Annotated in this window: 10 protein-coding genes; 3 read left to right on the top strand and 7 right to left on the bottom strand. The window is 43.5% G+C overall.

Annotated features, from left to right (window positions below; translation table 11 throughout):
* Positions 1-1,398, bottom strand: coding sequence for a cytochrome P450 (locus tag AMJAP_RS02695; protein WP_019620702.1), 1,398 nt, complete (start codon positions 1,396-1,398; stop codon positions 1-3).
* Positions 1,399-1,591: 193 nt separating this feature from the next.
* Between AMJAP_RS02695 and AMJAP_RS02690 the strand changes: the two genes are divergently transcribed.
* Genes AMJAP_RS02690 through AMJAP_RS02680 form a run of 3 tightly spaced genes read left to right on the top strand, consistent with a single transcriptional unit; the run spans position 1,592 to position 11,761 of the window.
* A complete protein-coding gene (locus AMJAP_RS02690) occupies positions 1,592-9,163 on the top strand; it encodes a type I polyketide synthase (RefSeq protein WP_019620703.1) in 7,572 nt (2,523 codons plus the stop codon).
* On the top strand, positions 9,160-10,482 hold the full coding sequence (locus tag AMJAP_RS02685) for an aminotransferase class I/II-fold pyridoxal phosphate-dependent enzyme (protein ID WP_019620704.1): 1,323 nt from the start codon (positions 9,160-9,162) through the stop codon (positions 10,480-10,482). Before AMJAP_RS02690 ends, AMJAP_RS02685 begins: the two co-directional genes overlap by 4 nt.
* A gap of 19 nt (positions 10,483-10,501) precedes the next feature.
* The gene (locus tag AMJAP_RS02680; protein ID WP_019620705.1) at positions 10,502-11,761 is read left to right on the top strand and encodes a capsule biosynthesis protein; all 1,260 of its coding nucleotides are present in this window, start codon (positions 10,502-10,504) and stop codon (positions 11,759-11,761) included.
* A 65-nt stretch (positions 11,762-11,826) separates the two neighbouring features.
* Here AMJAP_RS02680 and AMJAP_RS02675 read toward each other — a convergent pair whose 3' ends face one another.
* The 6 genes from AMJAP_RS02675 to rfbA form a co-directional block, all read right to left on the bottom strand.
* The gene (locus AMJAP_RS02675; RefSeq protein ID WP_019620706.1) at positions 11,827-12,639 is read right to left on the bottom strand and encodes an SDR family NAD(P)-dependent oxidoreductase; all 813 of its coding nucleotides are present in this window, start codon (positions 12,637-12,639) and stop codon (positions 11,827-11,829) included.
* A 147-nt stretch (positions 12,640-12,786) separates the two neighbouring features.
* Complete coding sequence (locus tag AMJAP_RS02670; protein WP_019620707.1) at positions 12,787-14,781, bottom strand: capsular polysaccharide biosynthesis protein; 1,995 nt, start codon at positions 14,779-14,781, stop codon at positions 12,787-12,789.
* Complete coding sequence (locus AMJAP_RS02665; protein ID WP_019620708.1) at positions 14,778-15,689, bottom strand: glycosyltransferase family protein; 912 nt, start codon at positions 15,687-15,689, stop codon at positions 14,778-14,780. The genes AMJAP_RS02670 and AMJAP_RS02665 overlap by 4 nt, the downstream gene beginning before the upstream one ends.
* Positions 15,690-15,813: 124 nt before the next feature.
* Positions 15,814-18,075 (bottom strand): glycosyltransferase family 2 protein, encoded by a 2,262-nt coding sequence (locus AMJAP_RS02660; RefSeq protein ID WP_019620709.1) that lies wholly within the window; start codon positions 18,073-18,075, stop codon positions 15,814-15,816.
* A gap of 934 nt (positions 18,076-19,009) precedes the next feature.
* Positions 19,010-19,558 carry a dTDP-4-dehydrorhamnose 3,5-epimerase gene (gene rfbC, locus AMJAP_RS02655; RefSeq protein ID WP_019620710.1) on the bottom strand — a complete coding sequence of 183 codons (549 nt, stop codon included), beginning with the start codon at positions 19,556-19,558 and terminating at the stop codon, positions 19,010-19,012.
* On the bottom strand, positions 19,555-20,442 hold the full coding sequence (gene rfbA / locus AMJAP_RS02650) for a glucose-1-phosphate thymidylyltransferase RfbA (RefSeq protein WP_019620711.1): 888 nt from the start codon (positions 20,440-20,442) through the stop codon (positions 19,555-19,557). Before rfbA ends, rfbC begins: the two co-directional genes overlap by 4 nt.

Here is a 20,442-nt window from a genome sequence, read left to right as displayed (position 1 = left end):
TCACCCCCTTCTTTCAAGGATCATGGGCAAGCCTCCTTTCGGCCTCAGCGTCAAACGACATTCAATATCTACTCGATGATCTTCTGGTAGTTTAAGTCTGAATCGTTGCGCTAAAGTAGCCAGACACAGAATACCTTCTGTCAGGCCAAACCGCCCCCCCAAACATACCCGATGACCTACGCTAAAAGGGATATACAAAAACTTATCGGGGCGTGGAGCTCCAGGCAAAAATCGCTCAGGATAAAAAGCATCGGGGTTATCCCACTCTTTTTCATGCCGGTGCAGAAGCCAGGGTAGCGTTAACATTATGGTCCCGGGCTTTATTTTAGTGCCTCTGATTTCATCTTCATCGCGTGCCTGCCTGCTTAATAATGGCACAGGCGGGTACAAACGTAGCGTTTCTTCGAAAACGGCTCGAGTGAATGGTAAGTTAGCCACATCTTCAAGCGTTGGAGTTCGGCCCTGGAGCACTTGGTCAATTTCAGCGTACATTTTAGTACGGGACCGTTCACAACCATCAATCAGGTACCAAGCCCAAGCCAATGCATTAGCAGTGGTTTCGTGCCCCGCCATAAACATCACTATCGCTTCATTTCGCGCCGCCTCAGCATGTAACGGACAGCCTCCTTTGCCAGAAGACGAACTGTCGCCATCAAGAAGTACAGACAATAAGGTCAATTGATCGGGCTTATTACCTTGCTGGTGACGCCTAATAATCTGATCTATCACTTCATGCACTTCTGCCGTAGCTTTCGCTGCTCTTTTTCGCCGAAATGGATTATACAAACCTCGTAAAAATGGCACCCCAAAGGTATCCGCATAATCAAGCTGGTTTATCGTATGCTGATATACCGTAAAACCATTAACCACCTTAGCAGCGTCCGCATCAGAGACATCATCGCCAAATACCGTCCGCCCAATTATTTGAGCCGTTAACCGAGCCATCTCATTCAACACATCAACACAACTACCTTCCGGCATCATAGCCCAGTCATTAGCCATAGTTCTGGCTGATCCCGACATAATGTCAGCAAATCCTGGTAAGTATCTATTTTCAAAAGGAGGAGAACAGGCCTTACGACGCTCTCGCCAAAGCTCCCCATCACTCACAAACAAGCCATCACCTAACAATGGTGCCAGCGCATGTCGCATCTGCGGGCTTTTCTTATCGTAAATATCGTGGCGATCCAGAAACACTCGTCGCACTGTGTCGGGAGAGTTACACAGAAAATACTGTTGATTTAATAATTTAAAAGATAACGATCGGGCCCGATACGCTTTATCCGCCCACACAGATAACATATTTCGCCGAAACCCCAATATATTGCGTGGTGAAAGCCCAAAATACTTAGGCCGGGGCGTTGCTACAGGAATAAACAAGGATTCATCTAAGCTCATTATTAATAATCTGACCTATCAATTTGAAATTCACGTGCTGCAACGCAATCACACTAACAACATCATATCTCTCTACTTAAACCATAACACTTTCTTAAAATTACTGATTAAATAAAATCTCTTATACCTTACTCACATTTCCTCTAGAATAGACCTTTTCTATTTCTATATTTTGCTCGGATATACTTCTTACATGGATAGACGCGTTGCTCTTGTAGGTTACTCATTTCGCCTGCCTCAAACTACACTAAATACGTTTTGGCAAGATCTGGTTAACGAAAAAGACCTGATTACTGAAGTCGAGCCCTCACGCTGGTCCTTTGATAACCATTTACATCCGGACCAAAGCCACCCCGGAACCAGCTATACATTCAAAGCTGGGTCTCTGGGAGATATCTCTGGCTTTGATGCTGATTTCTTTGGCATCTCCCCCCGAGAAGCCGCTGTCATAGATCCTCAGCAACGCTATTTACTAGAAATGTCATGGGAAGCAATTGAGCACGCTGGCATCAAACCATCGTCTTTAAAACGTTCAAACTGTGGTGTGTATCTGGGCATTTCCAGCCTGGACTATGGCAACAGAATGTCAGATGACCTGAGTTGCATCAACGCATCGACAGCAACCGGCAATACCACCAGCATTGCATCAAACAGATTATCCTATAGTTTTGATTTAACAGGCCCCAGCATCTCAATGGATACAGCCTGTTCGTCTTCTATGGTCGCTTTTCATCAGGCCTGCCAATCAATTCTTAGTGGTGAAGTGAGTACAGCACTGACCGGTGGTATTAGCCTGCACCTTCACCCATTCGGCTTTATCATTTTTTCCAAAGCAACCATGCTCTCCCCAGACGGACGCTGTAAGGTATTTGACGAGTCAGCGAACGGTTATGTGCGTTCAGAGGGCGGCGGGATCTTTCTACTTAAAGATTATGACCAAGCAGTTAAAGACGGCGATACCATTCACGCTATTGTCGCCGCTTCTTCGGTTAATACCGATGGGTACAAATCAGGAATTACGATCCCTTCATGCCATAGTCAGGCCAGACTTATGGAGCAAACCTGCGTAAAAGCAGGTATCTCCGCAGATGATATTGATTATCTTGAAGCCCATGGCACTGGTACTCCGGTGGGCGACCCAATTGAAACCAGAGCAATAGGGAATGCTCTGGGGAAAAAGCGCCAAACGCCATTACCTATTGGCTCCGTAAAAAGTAATCTCGGCCACCTTGAACCCGCTTCTGGCGTTGCCAGTTTAATAAAAGCATTGCTGATTATTAAGCACCGAGCGGTGCCTGCTACCATCAGCATGAAAACCCCCAATCCGAATATAAAGTTCGATGACTGGAACATTCAGGTCGTTGATAAACTACTGCCATTGAAACAAGATGGGATTATCAACATTGGCGTTAACTCCTTTGGATTCGGGGGTGCCAATGCTCATGTAATTCTTCAAAGCGCACCTGACCGTCATAGCATTACTACCCAACCGCCGACATTAGAAAAAATACTGCCCATCATTATCAGTGGTCGAACTGAAAACGCACTTAAAGCTAACGCGGCTAACCTTTCTCGTTACCTTAAAGATGAAAAAGGCACTTCCTTTTATGACATCGCCTGGAATTACAATTACCGCAAAGAACGTCACTCTGATACGGCGCTGCTCTTCGCAAAAAGTGCTGACGAAGCCTGCACAAAGCTAACTGACTTCATCAATTCAACAGATCAACCAGCCGAGACTCAAGTTCTGACAGGTAACGGGTTAGAAGAAACCAAAGGGGCTGTTTTTGTTTATTCAGGCAACGGATGCCAGTGGGAAACGATGGGCAAAGCCTTACTCGAATCATCTGAGACCTTCCGTCTCGCTGTGACCGAAGTGAACGAGCTTTTTAGCCAGCATGCCGAGTTCTCGCTTTTAGAAGAGATCAAGGGTCACAACGGTGCTGACCGCTTTGAGTATACGGAGATAGCACAACCTGCACTATTCGCCATTCAGGTGGGCATTACCGAATACCTAAAACATCAGGGTATTCGCCCTGTAGCTGTTCTAGGTCACAGTGTAGGTGAAGTAGCTGCCGCCTGGGCCTCTGGCGCATTAACACTTGCTGACGCTGTCAAAGTCATCTATTTTCGCAGTCTCTTACAGGGTCTGACTAAGGGCACTGGCGCAATGACTGCCGCAGGCCTCAGCCAGGAGCAGACTGAAACACTATTACAAGAACCATGTTTTAATAAAATAAGCTTAGCGGGTGTCAATAGTTACAAAGGAGTTACTTTAGCCGGCGACTCAAAGCAGCTAACGGAACTCGAAGACAGGCTGCAGCAAGAAAGCGTGTTTAATATACGTCTGCCTCTCGACTATGCCTTTCATAGCTCTGCTATGAACTCCATTGAGTCCGAATTGCTAACGACCTTAGCTGACCTTAAACCGTCTTCCACAAACATCCCATTTATTTCAACCGTTACCGGTTCAGTACTTCAAGGCAACGCACTAGATTGTAATTACTGGTGGCAAAACATTCGTAAACCGGTGCTATTTTGCCAGGCTCTGGACACGGTGATCGAAGACGGTCAGAACTGTTTTATAGAGATTGGGGCTCACCCCGTTCTGCGAACCTATCTGAATGATCAGATACGTCATAATAGTATCACCGCTCGGGTAATACCGACCTTAAGCCGTAGCCTTGGTTCTCTTGATGAGTTACAGAAGTGTACAGCTTCCATCATCATGGCTGGCGCCAGTGATTTAAAACAATGGTTCCCTATCAGCGGAAACCGCCTTGAACTACCAACATATGCTTTCCAACATGAAAGACACTGGCACCCAACCACCGTTGAGTCACATAAATTACTCCAACGACCTTCTGTCCACCCATTGCTAGGGGCTGAATTACCCTTTCAATCGCAGCTTTGGGAAAACCAGATCGACACAGTCCGCTTCCCATGGTTAGCAGATCATAAGGTGGGGGAAAGTGTCGTTTTCCCTGGTGCAGGTTTTGTGGAAATAGCTCTCAAAGCTTCAACATACTTCACATCAGCTGAAGCCATTGAAATAGAAGAGTTAGAAATACTGGCGCCACTGATACTTGAGCAAAGCCACAGCAAAGTCATACAAACTAAAACTAATCCTCTCACTGGAGACATATTCCTTTCCAGTCGAACTCATACCCAGTCAGAAGAGTGGACGCCAAACTGTAAGGCCCGAGTCTCTCACCAAAGTACTGGTATCACTCTTAAGAGACAGTCCCCTGAAATACCAACACGTGAGCACGATTTCAATCATGAATTTCATCTGGCACTGACAAAAAAAGCAGGTCTACAATATGGCCCGGCATTCAGCGCTGTTGAATCCGGCTGGAATGACGGCGATCAAGTTCTGGCTCAGTTTAGCTGTCCCGACTGTATTCATCAGGACATAGACAATTTTATTCTGCACCCAGGGATACTGGACAGCGGGATTCAACTGGTTGTCCACTTCCTAAAAAGTGAACTTGAACACACCAATGGCACAGCCTTTATCCCAGTTCGTGTTGGGCGAATTACAACGCAGCTGGATGCGAAAAGTCAGCCAACCCTGGCTCGTTTAAAGCTATTACGAAAATCACCCCATTCGCTCCTTATAGAGATGGAGCTTTTTGATGATCAGGGCATTTGTATAGCAGTATTGGAAGATATCCGTTTCAAATCAGTCCGACTGCATAAGTCTGAACATAACAGGCTCGCTTTTCTTAACTACCACCTGACTCCGATTAACTCGGCAATAAGTAATACAACATCGCTCAATTCACAGTTACAAAAGCTCATCCTAACCTCTGGAGTTCAACACATATCAGAGGCGAGCCGCTTCCACGACGAGGTTGAACCCTTATTAGAAAGCTTTATTGTTCATACACTGCTCGAGACGGTGCAACAAGTTCAGAAATCACTGGGTCATATAAACGATTGCGCACTCGAAGCATTCCAGCTACAACACCCTGATCGAATCAAACTCTTTAAACGAGTACTTGAATTAGCCACTGATGCGCAACTCATATCGCGGCAAGATTCAAACTACCAAATCAATCAGGACTGGCAAAACCCAGAAATTGACAGCCGGCTTATCTGGAACACTTTAGTCAGAGAATATCCGGACTACTTTAGCCTGATAAACCTGGCAGGTCACACGAGCCTGACTCTGCCAGATAAGATATTAAATATAACTAACCGCAGCTCTATTGAGCCGGAAGAAACTTATTCACGCATCTTCCGTGACCTGTCAAATCAGACCTGTTACTCCTATATCGCAACAAGCCTGAATGAATTATTAGCACAGCAAGAAAAATCATTACTCCCTGGAGAGCGCTTACAAGTACTCGAGGTCGCTTCAAACCGGGTTCATTTTGGCCATGGCATTTGTAATCAGATTGATTTTGGCATTTGTGATTATAGTTTCGCCAGTCATAACCCTTCTGCCATCGAGAACTTCAATCACCTAAAGGAGCGTTATCCATTTACGGAGTGCCTCGAGCTGGAAAATACTGATACAGCAACAGCCAACACCGTAAATCCATCCTTTCAACTGGTCGTTATTAGCTTTGATAGCTATCGAGTTCAGGATAACCTCTCATTACTTAAACAAATATCCCCACTCTTAGCAGAAGGCGCCAGCTTACTCATTTATGGCATGAAACCAATCTTCTGGTTAGATTTATGTTTCGGGGACAATCCTGACTGGTGGTCTGCCGAGCAGACGTCACAAGCTTCATCTGACCAGTGGAAAGCCACGCTTGAGCAGCTACGCTTCTGTAATCTGACAACGCTATCTGACGACTTACCAGACAGCGGATTCTATTTAATCAGTGCTACTCAACCTGACAACCTACAAGATGAGCCTGTAACGAATAAAGAGGCCCGATGGCTGGTAGTCAGCAGTAACAGTGAGAAGGAGCAACGACTGATCGATCAATGGGTTAACGCAAATATACCCTTAACCGTTATTCAATCAGCCAACCGATCTTCGCTCGAGCAACAGCTCAGGATATTGAGTGACAATGGTACTCCTGTCACCGATGTAATTGATATGCATCTGTTCGGATCAAACGCAGACCCATTACAAAACCAAACCTCACGGTGCGCCTGTGCCACTGAGCTTACAATGGCGATAGAGCAATCTGCTTCCACAGCAGATTTATGGCTATTAACAGAAGGCGTAGGATCGACTCTTCCCAGTGATCAGCCTATACAATGGAATGAGGCTCAACTGGTGCCGTCCGATTCAGCGCTTTGGGGCTTCGGCAGAACACTGATGAATGAATCACTTAATCATCAGGTTCGCCTGGTCGATCTTCCTCTTGGTTTCTGCAAGCCAGCCATCACAACACTGACCGACATTCTCTGCTCTGAACCAGTAGAACATGAACTATTTATTACCCCTCAGGGCACCCTGTTTGCGCCCAGATTAAGATTCGAAGAGGAACCTGGCACAACAGAACTTCAAGTGAATGATGAAACTATTTCCCTTGGATTTGAATTGCCTGGACAGTTACGAAATCTGGAGTGGCAGGCCAAGCCTTCAGAGTTGATCGCTGACCAGGAAATTGAAATAGAAGTCATGGCCACCGGCTTGAATTTCCGGGATATCATGTATGCATTGGGCATGCTTTCTGATGAAGCGATTGAAAATGGATTTGCGGGCGCTTCGCTTGGACTAGAATTTTCTGGCCGTGTGACCAAAACCGGCAAGCTAGTGAGCGAGTTTTCTGAAGGCGATTCGGTTGTAGGCTTTGGCTCTGCATGCTTTAGTAACCGCATAATCGCAACAAAAAGCTCAATAGCACCAATGCCTGAAGGGCTTAGCTTTGAGGGTGCGGCAACCATCCCAACTACTTTTTTGACGGTCTATTACGCCTTACATCACTTAGCAAGATTACAACCCGGCGAAAGAGTACTGATTCACGGTGCGGCAGGTGGCGTCGGGATTGCTGCCATACAGATAGCCCAGTGGCTGGGCGCAGATATTTATGCAACCGTAGGCTCTGATGAAAAACGCGCTTTCATTGAACTCTTAGGTGTTAATCCTCAACAGATATACAACTCCCGGGCACTAACGTTCGGAGAGGAGATACTGCTAAATAGCGATGATGGAAAGGGCGTAGATGTGGTCCTTAATTCGCTATCAGGAGAGGCTATAAACCAGAATCTAAGAGTACTTAAGCCATTTGGCAGATTCCTTGAACTGGGCAAACGGGATTTCTATGAAAACACCCATATCGGCCTTCGTCCCTTTAGGAACAATATCAGCTATTTCGGTATTGATGCCGACCAACTGCAACAGGAGCTGCCAGAGCTTTCCGCTAAACTGTTCAGTGAACTAATGGAGTTATTCCGAAACGGAACCCTCTTCCCTTTACCCTATACTCAGTTTAATGCACATCAGGTCGTTGATGCTTTTCGCTATATGCAGCAGGCTAAACAGATCGGTAAAGTTATCGTGACCTACGATCAAGGCCTTAATGCAGATCAGCGTACAATTAAAAAAGCGCAAACGAAGAGCTTACAACTATGTCCTGATAGTACTTACTTAGTTACCGGAGGTTTAGGCGGTTTCGGGTTAAAGACAGCCCAATGGCTGGTTAGAAAAGGTGCACAACACTTACTCTTAGTGAGTCGACGTGGAGCTAAATCAGAAGAAGCTCAGGCATTCCTGAAACAATGTGAAATAGATAACATTTTTGTCAGAGCTGAAGCCTGCGATGTTTCTAACCGTGAGGCACTTAGCAACATTATCAACCTGTGCGGGAGTGAGCTTCCCCCTCTCAAGGGTGTTATCCACGCTGCAACAGTCATCAACGACAACTTCATCAGGAACTTGGACCAAGAGCAAATAAAACATAGCCTCGCGGCAAAACTCAGTGGTGCACAATACCTCGATGAGCTGACCCGATCACTAGATTTGGATATCTTTGTACTATTTTCTTCCGTGACAACGTTAATTGGTAACCCAGGGCAAGCGGCTTATGTTGCAGCAAACCATTGGCTTGAAGCGTTAAGCACAACCCGCTACAACCTGGACCTTCCTGCAACCTGTGTCCGCTGGGGTGCAATAGATGATGTCGGCTTTCTGGCCCGAAATGAAGAGATTAAAAATGCACTACAGAACCGTTTGGGAGGTACAGCCCTTAACTCTGAAGCAGGGCTGTCAATACTTGAGCAAATGATTGTAAATAATTGTCAGCCTCTAGGTGTAATGGAGCTCGACTGGCATAGCCTGAGTAAGTTTCTGCCTACATCCGCCCATAAGAAGTTTCGCGAGATTAGTTTGGTCGCAGGTGAGAACGAACAAAGCGATGAAGATACCCTAGATCTCGAAGCGATGATGCGAGATATGACAGAAGCGGAGTTTCACACCACTATTCTGGATATTCTAACCAGCGAATTAAGTGAGATACTGATGATTCCAGCCGCCAAGCTTGACCCCAACAAGTCAATCTACGACATGGGCATGGATTCATTAATGGGCGTCGAACTCATGACGGCCTTAGAGGCGCGCATGGGTATTCAGGTACCTGTTATGGCATTAACTGAAACGCCGATGTTGTCTCAACTTACAAGCAAAATCATCAGTCTGGTTAAGCAAGATGACACGGAAGCAAAGCAATCTCAGGACACACTGTCAATTCAGCACCTCGCCGCACAACATGGTGAAACAGCCGCTGCAGACATCTCCGAAGAGATTATTAGTGCCGTAAACTTAAAAAACGGCCATCAACGGATTGACAATAAATGAGCGCAAAAAAGCTAACAACAGACCTTAAACAAAAACTCATTCAGCAGTCCTTACGGCGAAAATATGAAAAGGTTGATAGGGAAGCCGATGAGCCACTGAAACCCCTGAGGCAATCAAACATACCTAAAAAGTTCTACCGCTTTGATCAGCATCCGGGCTATCGACAGATGCAGATTATCGATCAGGGCGCATCAATGCTGGACTTAGAGAGCCCTTTTTTTAGGGTTCATGATGATATCGCTGGCGCCACAACAAACATTGATGGCCGCGAAATGATTAATTTTGCCAGCTATAACTATTTAGGCCTCTCAGGGCATGAAAAAGTCAATCAAGCTGCGATTGAGGCTATACAGCGATACGGCACATCTGTTTCTGCCAGCCGGATTATGGCTGGTGAACGCCCGATCCATGCCCAGTTGGAAAGCGCTATAGCTACAAGCTACGGCGTTGATGATGCTGTTGTCTACGTCAGCGGCCACGCAACCAATGTGTCCACCATAGGCTATCTGTTTAGCGACAAAGACCTCATTATTCATGACGAATATGCCCATAATAGCACTATTGTAGGAGCGCAACTTTCGGGCGCAAAAAGGCTTTCATTTAGTCACAATGACATGCCGGCTCTGGAGCAATTGCTGGAGCAACACAGACATCTGTTCGAAAGAGTCGTCATAATTGTTGAAGGCCTCTACGGCATGGATGGTGATTACCCTGACCTTCCCCGCCTGATCGAATTAAAGAAACAGTTTCACTGCTTCCTGATGGTCGATGAGGCACATTCATTTGGCGTACTGGGCAAAACCGGCAAAGGACTGAAAGAGATCTATGGTATTCCAGGCCCTGAAGTCGATATCTGGATGGGAACCCTGAGTAAAAGCCTGTCAGGCTGCGGCGGTTTCATAGCAGGAGAATCTGCTCTGATAGATAATCTTCGTTACCTGTCACCCGGATTCTTATACAGCGCAGGCCTTCCTGCACCTACTGCTGCTGCAGCCATCGCTTCTCTTGAAATAATGGCCACTGAACCGGAGCGCATCACTCAATTACACAACATTTCAACCTACTTCTTAGCGCAAGCTCAGTTAGCAGGCCTGAATACCGGTGTAAGTAAAGGCATTGCAATTATCCCGGTTATTATTGGCAGTTCAGTTAAAACCACTCGAATTGCCGCAAAGCTGTTCCGGGAAGGGATTAATGTGCAATCAATCGTTTATCCCGGCGTACCTGAAAATAGTGCCAGACTTCGATTTTTTATCTCTTGCGACCATACTAAGAAGCAAGTCGATACAACCATCGATATCCTGAAGCAACTGCTCTGAACCATAAAAGGAAAGTAAATTGCGTAACAGCAAAAAAGTTTTTCTTTTACTGCAGGGGCCACCATCCGGATTCAGTGCAGCACTTAGCAAAGGCCTTCAAAACCGTGGTGCCAAATGCTTAAAAATAAACTTCTGCCTGGGTGAGTGGTTATTCTGGCAAGGAGCAGAAGCGATAAACTATCGCGGAACACTCACCGACTGGCCTGGCTTTCTGGTTGATTTCATTAAGCAACATAACGTCACTGATGTAGTCTATTATGCTGACCGCCTCCCCTATCACCGGCTTGCTATCGATATTGCTGCTGATTTAGGCATTAATGCGATCACCTATGAGAACGGTTATCTGCGCCCCTATTGGATTACGCTGGAACATGGCGGAATGTCACGACTGTCACACTTCCCTACGGACCCTGGCCATATCCTTGAGGAAGGAAAGAAACATCCAGCACCGACAATTCAACAAGGCCTCGGGCATCCTTTTTGGCAGGAGGCCAGAAATGAAGTTGTATACAACCTGGCTAACTTCTTTGATATCGCCTTCTTTCGCCGCTATCAGGCAGATAAGGTTTATAACCCCTTATATGAATACCTAAACTATATCCCCCGGCTGCTGCAAAACAAAAAACAGACTAAAATCGCGCGCAAGGTAATTACAGGCCTAAAAAGCAAACGTTTCTTTCTTTTCCCGCTACAGATGCAAAATGATTATCAGCTCCGTGAAAACTCACCCTTTCAGCATCAGACTGAAGCAATCACACTGGCGATATCAGCCCTCTCAGAAAGCGCTGAACAGGATACGCACCTGCTATTTAAAATCCACCCTATGGATAACGGAATTGAGTCATGGTCAGATATCATCAACGATCTCACCACACGCTATAAACTAAATGGCAGAGTTTGGTATATCGATGGTGGTAACCTGGATCACATTATCAGAGACTGTGCAGGAACAGTTACCATTAACAGTACCGTTGGCGTTACAGGTATCCAGAAGTTAAAACCGGTGATCACACTTGGCGATGCGATGTATGACATTCCAGGGTTAACCAGCCAACAGACACTAAAAGCTTTTTTCCAACAACCTCAACCTCCTAATCCAGAACTCGTTGACAGTTTCATCCGGTTGATGGCCGCAACTATACAGGTTCACGGCAGCTTCATATCGGAAAAAGGTCGTGAGTTTGCTATCTCTGAGATGAGTGAAAGGCTAATCAATAACAGGGTGAATCAACCCGGAGCTTTACTATCAGAGCCGCCAAGGAATAGAAAAACAAACTAACCTGCTACAAGTAACGAAATCACCAACTCGCGAGATACGATTTACATGCCGAATATAACCATGCCCTACCCTTTGGGACGGCTATAACTGAGCAAACGAAGAATTTTCTGAGATACCGAGGCAGGCAGTAACATCAGGCACCAGGTTCCCAGATTCAACGGAAACGGAAAACTTACCCTGGCAGCATTTCGTGCAATACCACGCTGCATAACTCTGGCAGCATATTCAGGCGTCATCAGAAAAGGTTTCGGGCCCAGCATCCCATCGCACATAGCCGACTGAATATTACCTGGCATGATTACTGTCACTCCAACACCGGACCCTGACAACCATCCTCTCAACGCCTCACCATAAGCTTTCACTGCAGCTTTACTGGCACAATAACTGGGCATCATAGGTAAGCCATAAAACCCTGCTAACGAACTAATTAATGCAATTTTTCCACTGCCACGCTTGCGCATCTCCTTAGACAGATAACTACTCATTAGCAAAGTAGCCTTGATATTGAGATCCAACAATTGGAGCATTTCGTCTTCACACTCTCCGGCATTATCAACCCCAGTACTGATATTCATTCCTGCATTAGCAATAAACAGGTCTACACAGTAATCTTCATTTAACTGGTCTAACCAGGCTATCACCGAGGGTGCATCTAATAAATCAATGCAATACGGCCGTACCTCTGCCCCCATTTCAACGCATTGCTGGGCAACCTGATCCAACACTCTTTCTTGCCGCCCCTGAAGAAGCAGTATAACTCCTGGCCCGGCATAACATTTAGCCAAAGCAGCCCCAATCGCACCAGTGGCACCGGTTATTAATATAACAGCAGGCGTGTAACTATCCCTGAGACGGCGGTTGAAAAAATGTTTCAGCACAATAATTATCCCTGTTATATAACGACAGAAAACAGCTCAGTAAAGAAGAGCATACGAAAAAAAGTCTCTCTCAAGCGAATGATAAGTTTCAGGCGCCCTCATTCTTAATCTAAAAGTTTGTTGCCTTGCTGTTTAGAGCGAGTACTTTTAATCTGGTTTACGGATCCGTTGCCAAACCCACGAGTTTAACGTCGTTCTTGCCGGTTTAAGACGTTGTGAATGAATAAGATCAATCGCTGTCTCGGCATTAACCTGATCACCGGAACCTGGGTCAATGTATACCGGATATAAAATCAAACTCCCGGCGACCAATTGATCCACATTCAAATGACGTGTTCTACGAGCACATTGATGACGATCTGTTGTCAGGCCCCAGCCTGCGTAAAATGGCATACCATACGTAAAGACAGTGAGGCCTCTCATCAATGCTTCAAAACCTGTTAGAGAAGTAAGGGTATGCACCTCATTAACTTTCTCTAATAACTCCGGCATAGCTATATCAGTAATCAGTAGATCACAGTTCGCAGCCATCTGTTCAAAATTATCATTAGCTAATCTGGCCCCTGCCAATACATCAGGATGAGGCTTATAGATAATAAACGCTTCTGGGTTTTCCTGCCGTACGGTACAAAGCAGTTCTGCATTAGTTTTTATATCGTACGAGCCCATACGAATTGATGCATCAGTTTCAACCTGACCAGGAACCAAAATAATTCGACGCCCCTTTGGTAACTCCAATACGGACTCGGCTCCGACGTTATACTTACTCACTTTCAGCATGACCAGGCGCTTTCTTAGCTGCTGAGCACGTAGTATCAAATCTTCAGAAAAGTGACTATCTTGCAAAAGACACTCTAACTCCGAAGGGCGCGTCGCATCATAATAGATTCCCTTCGCATCGATCACTAAAGAAAGAGGCTCTACAGCATCAGCCCCTAGCCCAACCGAACGAATAAAGCCGTCTTCCATATAACTGACAGATAATCTGTTCTGCGTTATTTCAAGCTCGCGTTTTGTTTCTGTATCAGAAGACCATACAAGCACCCGTTCAAAGGGTGCATTAAATTTTGACGCTACCGCTTTAGAGAATTTTATTTGCGCATTTTTTCCCAAAAAAGAACCAACAAACCCTTTCTTCCAATAACCAAAATTAATACCCAGCCACCGACCCCGGTACTGGTCTCGCTGTCGCTTCTGGTCTGCAAGCAAAGACAGAGTTTGTTCGAATTCGCAGCGTACACCTGTATAGGGGTTGATGTAACGGCAGTAGCGAAGATAAGCAGCAGCAAAAAGCTGAGTGATCGATCGAGTAACTTTTCGACGAGAAACTGTCTTTTGGTCTTGCGTTAAACCCCAACCAGAGTAGAAAGGAGCCCCAAAACAATAAACCTGTTTACCAGCAAGCAGGGCTTCAAAACCAAGCTGGCTTGTCACAACGTAGACTTTATCCACAACATCAAGTAACGCCCAGGGGGATAGATCTTGATCGATAACAGTACAACCACACTCTCTAGCCAACGTCAGTAAGTGGCCTGCCTTCTTACCCGCAATAACATCCGGATGAATCTTAACTAAAATTTCTGAATCTGGATTATCAATACGTGCTGACTCTAACATCGACGTAAAACTATTAGCATCAGCCAGTCCATATTCAATAGATGCGTCACCCTCCGTCTGATCTACAACCAGCACTTTTGACTTATCTTCAGATAGCTGGGTGACGGCTACATCAGGGGCATGGTTATATTTTGATAAGCGATAACGACGTAGAAGATCCATACCCAGCCAGGCCCTTCCCAGTTCCTCAGTCGAGAAATCTGACTGGATAATCAACGTTTCAAGATCACTCGCACGGGTAGCATCATAATAAATGCCGGTTTTATCTACGATTAAGCTATGAATAGGTGCGTTATGTACTCCCAAACCCAAAGAACGAAGAAAACCATCTTCAAGTGATAAATATGGCAGCTCAAATTTTGCGGCAAAACGCCGGGCTTTAGCTGAAGTTGGTTTTAAGCCCCAACCAGCAACTGCCGAAAGCCCTGGATCATCTCCTCCAAACCAGAGCATCTGAGAACGACTGCCTAACAACTCGTCTAAATGTCGTAAACGACCTATTCCCGGAGAAAAAAAACCTATCACAAACCAGCCCTTGCCTGAGTAAGCATCTGCTCTCGAATATCACATTGCCGACTCAGTTCCAAAATAGCATCTATCCAGCGCTGCTCATTCATGGGAACTAATAACCCATTAACCTGATGGCTAACAATGGATTGATAAACAGGATGGTCTGCATAAATACCCACAGCCCCTGCCTGGGTAATATCATAAAACTTAGTAAATGAACGCGCATCATTGAAGCGACTTGCCAGCAATGGCGCTAAGCCTATGGTTCGCCCAGGCCTACTAATCATTGCTTTATACGAGATCCAACTCATGGGGTGTAACACATTAACTCTGGGCAAACTTGAAAACAATTGTCGAATTTTTTTATCACCAATGACCTCAAACACAAGAGACTCATCTTGTTCCAATACTTTGCGGATTACCGGTAATAGCCAACGAATCTCCCCCATATGTGATGAAGAGCCATGATAAAAAACTGTTTTAACTTTATGCGAACCAATATAAGGAGACTTAGCGCTCAACAATTTAGGTTGCCAGGCTTTATATTTATCTGCCAGCAAAGGGGTAGAAAGCCACAAACTCGCATTTTGAGATTTAAGCCAGGACATATAGATACGAGCGTTAAAGTAAAGCTTCCAACGATAAGTTATTGATAAACCTGTGTGAGTGGCTGCGTCAAATAAATCGTCGTCCATAAAGTAGATGAGATCGGCAATAAGGTCTCTGTACTGTTCAATCCAGCGTAACCAAGAGCGGTTTAAATAACGAACAAATATTAATGAGATACCAGTTTCCGGTGGCGTAGATGGTGGCAGACGAGATAAGTCAAATACCTGCACATCAGCATTCTGCAATTCAGGACTGATGAAAAAATCTGATGAAGGATTATCACCCGCCTGAACTAACCAAAATTTCTTCATCATAATCACCAAACCTTTTGAAAACAGGGGATCCGATTAAATTAAGGCTGAGTTCAATGTAAATCACTCAAGACGCATACAGTCTTATTAAATATAAAAGCCGCTTTATATCAAAGATAAAATCTATTTAGCGAAGCGAAAAGTCTTCATACGCCAATGTTAAATGTGGATTATAGGCCGGATCAGAATCTAATTCAGCTTTCCAAATTTTGCGCATATACTCCACCTCTTTACGTGCTCGTGCCCGCTTTTTAGCATTATTTTCTGCACCACGGGAAACAGATTCGTGATGATAAAGCTCAGCGTAGGGCGTCCATAAATTTCTATAACCTGCTGAGCGAACCTTGAGACACAGATCGACATCATTAAAAGCTACAGTTAAATCAGTCTCATTCAAGCCCCTTACTTTATTGTAAACATCTTTCCTAATCAGCATACAGGCTGCTGTTACTGCTGAAAGGTTCTGAACTAATTTTAATCTAAAGAAATATCCAGAGTGGTTTCTTGGAAAATATTTATGTGAATGTCCTGCTACACCGCCAAGACCCAAAATCACACCACCATGCTGTAATGTGTCATTGGGATAGTATAGTTTAGCTCCAACGCAACCTATGTCTGGTCTAGATACCTGCCTAACCATTTCGGTAAGCCAATCTGAATTAATCGGTTCAATATCATTATTAACTAAACCAATGATGCTTCCTTTAGCATTTCTTACGCCAAAATTATTAATTGCCGAATAATTAAAAGGAAAATCCCAACGTAACACCTGAACCCTGCTATCACGGCGCTCAATAGCATCTAAGTATTTAAGTGTTTCTGAGCATTTTGTTTGATTATCAAGTATTAAAATTTCAAAATTTTTATACTCAGTTTGTTCGAGAATAGCATCAACACAAGGTTTAAGAATCTCTATCCCGTCACGCGTAGGGATGAGCAAGCTTACTAAAGGCAATAACTCCGGCAAAGGCCAAATTACCCTATAGCTATTTTCGACAAGACCATGAACGACTTTCGCCTGCGGATTATCTACAGAGATAACATCACTCACAGCTTTCAGCCCTGCAATAGATGTATAGCTTTTCTCATTACTATTTAATGCTGTAGAGCCCTCAATTGCCCTCCAGTGATACAAAATACGAGGAATATGTATTATATCTTTAGCACATAACCCCTCAGTGAAGCGTAACACAAGATCATGGTCCTGACTTCCTTCAACACCATGGCGAAACCCTCCGATTTCAATTAATCGATCAGTTTTAAAAACAGACAAATGACATATATAATTTTGCGAGTAGATTAAATCCTGATTCCAGTCAGCCTTAAAGTGAGGTGAATAACGGCCATTATCCGCATCAATTTTATCTTCATCACTATAAATAAACTGTACACTATTGTGTCTATTTATTTCTTCAGCAATATAGAAAAGTGCGTTACATGCCAACTTATCGTCATGATCTAGCAGTAGCACATATTCACCTTTAACTAATTCTAAAGCAGAATTACTTGCGGCTGAGATGTGACCATTACTTTTACGCCAAACAATCTCAATTCGATCATCGGTATGTTCAATTTCAAGAAGCAGATCTATAGTCTCCTCAAGCGTTGAAGAATCATCTGCTATACATAACTGCCAATTACTATAACTTTGTAACCTAACCGAATCGATACAATCCCGTAAATACTTTCTATTAACGTTATATACAGGCAAAATAATTGAAATCTTAGGCTGAGACTCAAAACCAGAAATTATACTATCAATGTCTTTAAGTCTTAGATCTGAAGATTCAATAGCATTAACCCAACGAGAATAATCCGCAACTTTCTTATATTCTCCAAAGACCTTATTATATAAATCATAGACAACCCTATTCCATGATTTACCGCTATCCTTAGAGATCTTTTTTATCTTTTCATACGCAGATTTTTTAGATAAAGAATCAAAGCCAGGATCCATATTTGATAATTTATTAAACATCTTCTTATGGGCAAAGCTAGCTGGAGCCCAAAAAAAACACAGAGACTTAATTGAGAAATTTGATTCAAAATCAACTGGATCAAGCCTTAATCTAGAAGTATCTATAGAGATATAAATTAACCTTTTAGCGACAACATTTTTCCTGACCGGAAGATCAAATCGCTCTTCTTCTCTAAAACCATTTCCTGAATTCACATAGATTGAAACATTTGCAAAATCAACTTCACAGTCTACAATCAACTCCAACATATACCAGCCAGGGATCCAGAACTTAGTATTTATATTGAACTGAGGATCATTATTAACAGACAGCCAATCGTACTTTTCATTATCACTTTCGATTAGCCCCGATAATACTTTTACCTTAGGCTTTCTAACAAATAGAAATTCGTATATTTTTTTAAAAAGCATCAACCATCCTATAAAAACTAGAAAACTGCCTACTAAAAAACAGGAGAGACAATGACACAGACCTTTACACTATGCATACTGCAACAGTATAACCTAAGTCAGCGATAATAAAACCTACTCAGGCTCCTTTATGAGAAGCAACCTTTTATCAACTCGCATCATGAATTAAGAAATTGTAAAACACTCTGGACGTACAACTAAAACTCCACTTATCAAAATTAGTACCCCCTCAAAAATAATATTTCCGCCCCCCCTGAAATATTATTTCCAGTCAAGGATCTAGGCTTAATTTCAAAATTAATGATAGAAAAACAAAGTTTACAACGAGTAGATTAACGCCACCTAGCACATAGAAAAAGGCTATACAAAAGACCGACATCTCCTCGAACTATTTTTTCAAAGCATAATTATCATCTAGATATGTCTTCGTACACATTTATCATTGATAATAAAAATTTAACTATGACAGAAGAATTATGTACGCAGGCCTAACTTAAACCCTATCAAAAGGTTTTTTTAACCAACAACCTTAGAGAACAAACTTATAATAACTTACAACCCACAAAAGGCAAAAAACTAACAATTTAAAACTATAAAAAACCATCTAACTATGTTTTTTATAATCACAAAGAGATAGCATACAAGATAAATATATAGCTATGCAAAGCTCAAACGCATCATCCGCATTTAAATTGAAATCAACTATTTTTTTCATCCCTCTTTCAATAACAGCAGTGACTATTTTTCCATTTAAAAATTCCACCTTCCATTATCAACGACTTTTGACAAGCAACACTTCCTATGTAACTTAGAGAAAACAAACTCACTACACATCAGCCTCTGGAACCCCCTATATGGGATAAAAACATATCTAGGTTCTTTTCAACTTTAACTTCTTCCCAACTCACAACCAAACCGTATTCGGCAATTCTTCCTAAATGTCCTGAAATTTAGGTGCATCGACAAATACTAAGCCGGCCCCATCTTTATCTGAAGTTATAGGATCAATATCAATGGGCCAGCCTATATTCAGCGTTTTATCATCCCACAATATAGAGTATTCATCACCAGGAGCGTAATAATCTGTGCACTTATATTGAAATTCTGCTTCTCCACTTGTCACATAAAACCCATGAGCAAAACCAGGAGGAACCCACAACATCCGTTTATTATCTTCACTCAATAAAGCACTAACCCACTGCCCAAAAGTAGAAGAATTTTTTCTTAAATCGACAGCTACATCGAAAACTTCTCCACGAGTAACTCGGACTAACTTACCTTGAGGATTAAGTAACTGATAATGCAGCCCTCTTAAGATTCCCTTTGTTGATTTGCTATGATTATCCTGGACAAAAGAGTATTTACCACAATGCTCTTCAAACTCACTTTGTTTAAAGCTTTCAAAGAAAAAGCCTCTCTCGTCACCAAACACTTGCGCTTCTATTAAAACAACATCAGGAATCGCTAGTTTTGTAAAATTCATCTCTTTTCCCGGAACTCTTCAACTAACGCAATCATATATTGACCATAACTTGTCTTTCTTAATGCCTCACCATGAGACATTAACTCATCAGTGGAGATCCAATTCTGTCTCCAAGCAACCTCCTCAAGACAAGCAATCTTCAAACCCTGACGATGCTCAATAGTTTGAACGTAGTGCCCTGCGTCCAATAAGCTGTCATGTGTGCCTGTATCTAACCAGGAAAAGCCACGCCCTAAACGCTCCACATTCAGTTTACCTCTGTCTAAATAGGCATTATTGACACTGGTAATCTCTAACTCTCCACGCTCTGAAGGTACGACTTTTTTTGCTATATCTATGACCTCATTATCATAGAAATACAAACCCGTTACGGCATAACTAGACTTGGGGCACTCTGGCTTCTCTTCTATCGAAATAGCTTTGCCATTTGAATCAAACTCAACTACACCAAACCGTTCCGGGTCTTTAACCAAGTAACCAAAAACAGTTGCTCCTTCCTGGTTCACATTAGCCCGTTTCAGTTGATCGGAAAAATGTTGGCCGTGAAAAATATTGTCACCGAGAACTAAACAAACAGGATCATCTCCAATAAAGTCTTCACCAATAATAAATGCTTGAGCCAGTCCGTCAGGAGAGGCTTGCTCTTCGTAGCAAAAATTGACACCAAACTGTTTTCCGCAACCTAATAGCTTTTGGTATTGGGGTAAATCTTCAGGCGTAGAAATAATGAGGATGTCACGTATACCAGACAACATCAAAACGGAGATCGGATAATAGATCATAGGCTTATCATAGATAGGTAGCAGCTGCTTTGACACACCTAATGTAATTGGATGCAGACGGGTGCCCGACCCTCCAGCCAATATTATTCCTTTACGTGCCAT

It is taken from the genome of Amphritea japonica ATCC BAA-1530 (assembly GCF_016592435.1).
GTDB classification, from domain to species: Bacteria; Pseudomonadota; Gammaproteobacteria; order Pseudomonadales; family Balneatricaceae; genus Amphritea; species Amphritea japonica.
This window is presented reverse-complemented; position numbering and strand designations above follow the sequence as displayed.

Excerpts from the sequence above, each read along its gene's own strand:
- AMJAP_RS02695 (WP_019620702.1), bottom strand. The coding sequence starts at position 1,398 with ATGAGCTTAGATGAATCCTTGTTTATTCCTGTAGCAACGCCCCGGCCT.
- AMJAP_RS02690 (WP_019620703.1), top strand. The coding sequence starts at position 1,592 with ATGGATAGACGCGTTGCTCTTGTAGGTTACTCATTTCGCCTGCCTCAA.
- AMJAP_RS02685 (WP_019620704.1), top strand. The coding sequence starts at position 9,160 with ATGAGCGCAAAAAAGCTAACAACAGACCTTAAACAAAAACTCATTCAG.
- rfbC (WP_019620710.1), bottom strand. The coding sequence starts at position 19,558 with ATGAATTTTACAAAACTAGCGATTCCTGATGTTGTTTTAATAGAAGCG.
- rfbA (WP_019620711.1), bottom strand. The coding sequence starts at position 20,442 with ATGGCACGTAAAGGAATAATATTGGCTGGAGGGTCGGGCACCCGTCTG.
- AMJAP_RS02660 (WP_019620709.1), bottom strand. The coding sequence starts at position 18,075 with ATGCTTTTTAAAAAAATATACGAATTTCTATTTGTTAGAAAGCCTAAG.
- AMJAP_RS02665 (WP_019620708.1), bottom strand. The coding sequence starts at position 15,689 with ATGATGAAGAAATTTTGGTTAGTTCAGGCGGGTGATAATCCTTCATCA.